Annotated in this window: 4 protein-coding genes; all 4 read right to left on the bottom strand. The window is 70.8% G+C overall.

Annotation, left to right across the window (positions count from 1 at the left end; genetic code table 11):
* Window positions 1-286: 286 nt before the first annotated feature.
* On the bottom strand, window positions 287-1,477 hold the full coding sequence (gene uxuA / locus J2850_RS24095) for a mannonate dehydratase (protein WP_209987486.1): 1,191 nt from the start codon (window positions 1,475-1,477) through the stop codon (window positions 287-289).
* An 89-nt stretch (window positions 1,478-1,566) separates the two neighbouring features.
* Window positions 1,567-3,090, bottom strand: coding sequence for a mannitol dehydrogenase family protein (locus tag J2850_RS24090; RefSeq protein WP_209987484.1), 1,524 nt, complete (start codon window positions 3,088-3,090; stop codon window positions 1,567-1,569).
* A 180-nt stretch (window positions 3,091-3,270) separates the two neighbouring features.
* Window positions 3,271-4,632, bottom strand: a complete 1,362-nt coding sequence (locus J2850_RS24085) for an MFS transporter (RefSeq protein WP_209987482.1) — start codon at window positions 4,630-4,632, stop codon at window positions 3,271-3,273.
* 407 nt (window positions 4,633-5,039) lie between these two features.
* Window positions 5,040-6,233 carry an MFS transporter gene (locus J2850_RS24080; RefSeq protein ID WP_246513471.1) on the bottom strand — a complete coding sequence of 398 codons (1,194 nt, stop codon included), beginning with the start codon at window positions 6,231-6,233 and terminating at the stop codon, window positions 5,040-5,042.
* Between the last annotated feature and the right edge of the window lie 21 nt (window positions 6,234-6,254).

The following is a 6,254-nucleotide window of genomic DNA, read 5'->3' as shown; positions in this document are numbered from 1 at the left end:
AGCCCCAGCAGGTCCTCGACCGCGACACCGGACATGGCGACCTCCCAAAGCCTGTTCAACAGGCGGGAGGACGCTCTATCGCAACTGTAATGCTAAGTAGCAGACGGATCCATCTTGATTGTTATCGAACAACCATCCGATGTCATATGACAACGGGAACGGGGCGCCGTGAGGCAGCAGTGCTCCGCGAGGGCGGGCGCATCCGGTCCTGAAATCCTTGAAGGCACCAGGGGGAAGGCCGCGCCGACGCGGCCTTTCCCCGAGACACCCTGTCAGGCCACCCCTCTCAGGCCACCCGGCCTTCGCGGAAGGCTTCGACGGTCCGCATCACGCCCCGCAGCTCGGCCAGGCCCTTCAGGCGGCCGACGAAGGAGTAGCCGGGGTTCATCGTCTGGCCGATGTCGTCGCCCAGCAGGTGGCCGTGGTCGGGCCGCATCGGGATCTGGGCGTCGGCGCGGCCGGCCGCCTTGCGGCGCCCCTCCTCGGCGATCATCGCGGCGGTCACCCCGATCAGGTCGGTGTCGCCGCCGAGATGGTCGGCCTCGTAGAAGGACCCGTCGGGCTCGTGCGTGGTGTTGCGCAGGTGGACGAAATGGATGCGCGGCGCGAATTCCTTGGCCATCGCCACCAGGTCGTTCTTCGGGTTGGACCCGAAGGAGCCGGTGCACAGCGTCAGCCCGCAGGCTTCCTGCGGCACCGCCTCGAACAGCGCCCGCACGTCCTCGGCGGTCGACATCACGCGCGGCAGGCCGAAGATGGGGAAGGACGGGTCGTCGGGGTGGATGCACAGCCGCACCCCCTCTTCCTCCGCCACCGGCGTGATCTCGCGCAGGAAGGCGATCAGGTTGGCGCGCAGGTCCTCGACGCCGATCTCCTGGTACAGCTCCAGCATGCCGCGGAAGCTGTCGCGGTCGTAGGCGAAGTCGCGGGCCGGCAGCCAGTCGATCAGGTTGCGCTCAAGCTCGGCGACCTGCTCCTCGGTCATCGCCGCGAAGCGCGCCTCGGCGGCGGCGACATGGGCGGGGTCGTAGCTGGCCGCCGCGTTGCGGCGCTTCAGCACGAACAGGTCGTAGGCCGCGAAGTCGACGCTGTCGTAGCGCAGCGCATAGCCGCCGTTCGGCAGCCGGTGCATCAGGTTGGTCCGGCTCCAGTCGGTGATGACCATGAAGTTGTAGCAGATCACCGGGATGCCGGCGCGGGCGACGTTGCGGATCGACTGCTTGTAATTGTCGATCTTGGCCTGGAAGTTGCCGGTGCGGGTCTTGATCTCCTCGCCGACGCCGATGCTCTCGACCACCGCCCAGGTCAGGCCGGCGGCCTCGATCATGGCGCGGCGCTTCATGATCTCCTCGGTGGTCCAGACGCTGCCCTGGTTCATGTGGTGCAGCGCGGTCACGATGCCGGTCGCGCCGGCCTGACGCGCCTTTTCCAGGGTGACGGGATCGTCGGGGCCGAACCAGCGCCAGGTCTCTTGCATGATCTTGTCCTTTTCTGAAGGCCCCGGGGGCCGCGGCTTGGCGCGGCGGCTCTGCCCGGTGCCGAGTGGGGTGCGGATTTGGGGTGGCGTTACGGGGTGCCGAGGAGCGCCGACAGGGTCGCGGCGACGCCGACGGTCATCAGGCTGTCGAGCCGCTCGACGACGGCGGCACGGAAGGCCGGCTCGGCGACCAGTTCGGGCGCGAAGATGTCCTCGACGGCGAACAGTGCCGCGGCCAGGGCGGCGGCATCCTGGCGGTTCGCCCGGGCGATCCCGGTCAGCGCCGCGGCCATCGGGTCGGCGACGGCGTAGGCGGTTCCCTTTTCGTCGACCTCCAGCAGGAAGCGCATCCAGGCGGCGACCGCCAGCGGGATCACCGCCGGGGCCTTGCCGGCGGCGAACAGCTCGCGCGCCGGCTCCAAGAGGCGCGGCGGCAGCTTCTGCGAACCGTCGGACGAGATCTGGATGGTGCGGTGGCGGATGCCGGGGTTGCGGAAGCGCGCTTCCAGCGCCGCGGTGTAGGCCGGGATGTCGGTGCCGGGCACCGGCGGCAGGGTGGGGATCAGGTCCTCGGCCCACAGCCGGCGCACCACGGCGGGAAGCTGCGGGTCGGCCATCGCGTCGGCGATGGTCTCGATGCCGGCGATCACCGACAGGTAGGCGAGCAGCGAATGGGCGCCGTTCAGGCAGCGCAGCTTCATCAGCTCGAAGGGATGGACGTCCTCGACCAGGATGGCGCCTGCCTTCTCCCAGGCCGGACGGCCGAGCGGGAAGCGGTCCTCGATGACCCACTGCTTGAAGGGCTCGCTTACCACCGGCCAGGCGTCCCGGCAGCCCAGCGCCGCCTCGACCGTCGCGCGGTCGGCGTCCTGCGTGGCGGGGGTGATGCGGTCGACCATGGTGCAGGGGAAGGAAACCTGCGCGGCGATGTAGGCGGCGAGATCGGGATCGCGCAGCTCGGCATAGCGGACGACGATCCCGCGCACCTTGATGCCGTTCTGGGCGAGGTTGTCGCAGACCAGCACGGTGAAGGGCGGCACCCCGGCGGCGCGGCGGCGGCGGATCGCCTCGGCCAGCAGGCCCGGCACGCTGCGCGGTGCTTCCGGCGCGTCCAGGTCGGCGCGGATCAGCGGGTGCGCCTCGTCCAGCGCGCCGGTGGCGGCGTCCTGGCAATAGCCCTTCTCGGTCACCGTCAGGGTGACGATGCGGGTGGCCGGCGCCGCCATCAGCGCCAGCACCTCGTCGAGCTGGTCGGCGGTGACCAGGGCGTCGAGGAAGGAGCCGACGACGCGCAGGCTGTCGCGGCCCTCCTCGCGGACCAGCAGGGTATAGAGGCAATCCTGCGGCTTCAGCGCGTCGCGGATCGCCGGCGACAGCGGGTCGACCCCGACGATGCCCCACTGCGTGTCGCCGGCGGCCAGCACGTCGTCGGTGTAGGTGGCGAGATGGGCGCGGCAGAAGGCGCCGAGGCCGATATGGACGATCCCCGGGGTGACCGCGGCGCGGTCGTAGGCGGGGCGCCCGATGGTGGCGGGCAGGCTGTCGAGGCTGCCGCTGGAAAGACGGGTTCCGGAAGGATGGGTCGTCGGCTGGACGGTAATCGCGTCGGGCATGATGGGCTCCGGTTCGCGGCGGTCGCTGCGGTCTCTCCGCCTTGCGGGGGAGGCCGGTGCTCCGTCATTGGAAAAATCGGTTGGCGGGAAAACGGTTGGTGGGACGTTGGGTCGAACGGGGCTCCGGGGCGGGTGCCCCGGAGCCCTGGGGCGGTGGAGAGAAGGTGTCCGGGCCTCGGCTCAGACCTCGATGCCCGCCGGGGTCATGCCCGACCCGGTCTTCGGCAGGATGAAGTGCATGATCGCCAGGCCGACGAGGTAGAGGACCGAGGCGATGCCGAACAGCACCTGGTAGTTGCCGTTGGTCGCATCCAGCAGGCGGCCGACGCCCATCGAGACGAACATGCCGACGAAGTAGGCGCAGAAGCCGCCGATGCCGACCACCGAGCCCACCGCGTTGCGCGGCATGGTGTCGGAGACGATGGTGTAGACGTTGGCCGAATAGCCCTGGTGGGCGGAGGCGGCGATGCCGATCAGCAGCACGGCGATCCACATGCTGGAGACGGTGGAGGCGAAGAACACCGGAAGGACGCACAGGCCGCAGACCAGGAAGGTCAGCTTGCGGGCCCGCAGGGGCTTCACGCCGCGCTTGATCAGGTGCGAGGAGAACCAGCCGCCGCCGACGCTGCCGAAGTCGGCCATGGTGTAGATGATGATCAGCGGCAGCATCGCCCCGAACAGGTTGACGCCATACTGCTTGTTCAGGAAGCCCGGGACCCAGTTCAGGTAGAACCACCACACCGGGGCCGAGAAGCAGGTGCCGACGATGTTCGCCCAGGTGCCGCGGTAGCTCAGCAGCTTGATCCAGGGGATGTTTTCCTGCGGCAGCACCGGGTCGCTGCGGATGTAGGCCAGCTCCTCGGCCGTCAGCTTCGGATGCTCTTCCGGCTTGCGGTAGATCAGCAGCCAGGCGATGACCCAGAAGAAGCCGATGCCGCCGGTGACCAGGAAGGCGGCCTGCCAGCCATAGGCGACCAGCAGGATCGGCACCAGGATCGGTGCCACGACGGCGCCGACGTTGGATCCCGCATTGAAGATGCCGGTGGCGAGCGCCCGTTCCTTGGCCGGGAACCACTCCGACACCGCCTTGATCGAGGCCGGGAAGTTGCCGCCCTCGGTCAGGCCCAGGCCGGCGCGGGCGATCTTGAAGCCGAAGACGCTGCCCATGAAGGCGTGGACGCAGGCGAAGAAGCTCCAGCCGGCGACCGCCGCCGGCAGGCCGATGCGGATGCCGACCTTGTCCATCAACCGGCCGCAGCCTATGTAGCCGAAGGCGTAGGCCAGCGAGAAGGCGGCGACGATGTCGCCGAAGTCGGACTCGGTCCAGCCCATGTCGCCCATCAGCGTGGACTTCAGCAGGCCCAGGACCTGCCGGTCCATGTAGTTGATGGTGGTCGAGAAGAAGAGCAGGCCGCAGATGGTCCAGCGGTAGCGGCCGATGGCCTTGCTCACCGTGACAGCCGCTTTGCCGATGCCGCCGGTCTTTGCCGGTTCCGCCGATGCGGCCCCGGGGGCCGCGTCGGCAATGATTTGATCGCTCATGATTGGCGCCTCCAGCCAGGGCGCGTGTCACCGCCGCCGGTCATCGCGCCGGCATGTGCGCCCGCGCGGGTCCTTGCATCGATGAATGGCCGTCCCCCTGCCGATCGACGGGATCCGGGTCTTCGGATCCCCTGCATCGGCCGGCGGCGGTCACGCGCGTCAGCATTGTCTCCTGGAGCAGTCCGGCCATCGTCGGGAAGCGGCGCGTCCAAGGGCACCGTTCGTGGCGTTGCATACTACCATTCCAGTTGCTGGTATGGTAGTCGCGCTTCCGCCCGGCGGTCAACGGTGCCGGATGCGGCATTTCGTCAGCGCCGGATCCGGGTGTCGGCGCCGGGTGGTTCGCGGGAAAGGAGCCCGCGCGGACGGGGGGTGGGGCGGTGCGGGGGAGGGGGCGGCCGGTGCGGTCAGGACCTGTCGGCCAGGAAACTCAGCCCGGCCAGCGCCGCCAGCAGCCCGACGACGAGGTAGCCGACGGAAAGGGTGCTGACCGCGGCGATGGCGACCAGCAGGATCGGCCCGGCGATCAGGCCGGCGAAGCCGCCGACCATCACCGCCCCCGTCGCCTCGCCGATGCGCCCGGCCGGGGCCAGCCGCGCCACCTCGGCCAGGAAGACGCCGTTCCAGCCGCTGGCGGTCAACCCGAACAGGAAGGTGACCAGCCCCAGCGCCGGAAGGGGCAGGGTGGCGCCGGCCAGTGCCAGCAGGGTCGAGGCGGCGGCCATGCCGAGCCCGAGCAGCCCGACCAGCAGGCGCGGCGCCATCCAGCGCGTGGCGACCATCCCCCAGCCGAGCCGCCCGACCAGCCCGCCCGCCTGCCCGGCGGCCAGCGCCAGTCCGGCGGCGACATGCTCCAGCCCCAGCTCCGCCACCGCGAAGACGACGAAGAAGCCGTTGAGCGTGAGCTGGCTCGCCGAATAGGGGAAGGCGGCCAGGGCCATCCGCCGCAGGGTCCGGTCGCCGCGCAACAGCCGGCAGGCCGCCAGCAGCCCGAAGCGGGGTCCGGCCGACCGCGTCAGCGGGTCGTAGACCGGGCGCATCCGGTCGAACAGCAGCGCGCCGGCCAGCGCCAGCACGGCGATGGCGGCATAGCCGGCCCGTGGGTCGAGCGCCGTCGCCAGCACCGGCAGCGCCAGCGATCCCGCCATGGCGCCGAGCTGGTTGCCGGTCTGGCGGATCGAGAAGACCATCGGCCGTTGGGCGGCGCTGGCCAGCCGGCCGAGGATGGCGGCGCTGGCCGGGGTCTCGGGGCCGCAGGCCAGCCCGATGACGATGCCCGCCGCCAGCAGCGCCGCCGGCCCGTTCCCGGCGAGCGCGCACAGCATCGACACCGCCACCGCCAGCGCGCAGAAGCTGGCGACGCGGAAGGCGCCCAGCCGTCCGGCCAGCACGCCGCCGGCCAGCGAGGCGGCCATGCCGACGGCGAAGCCGGCGGTGGTGAACAGCCCGAGGCCGGCCGCGTCGATCCCCAGGCGCGGCGCCAGCACCCCGGGCGCGAACAGCCCGAGCGCCACCAGCGCCTGCAGGAGCGTCATGCCGGCCAGCGCCGGCCGCAGCGGCGGCAGGGTTGCCAGCGGACCCGGCATCGCCTCGGCTACCATCGCCCGCCTCCGGGGTGGGGC

The organism is Azospirillum picis, from assembly GCF_017876115.1.
GTDB classification, from domain to species: domain Bacteria; phylum Pseudomonadota; class Alphaproteobacteria; order Azospirillales; family Azospirillaceae; genus Azospirillum; species Azospirillum picis.
The sequence above is the reverse complement of the archived record's forward strand: the minus strand, read 5'-3'. Positions and strand labels throughout refer to the sequence as shown.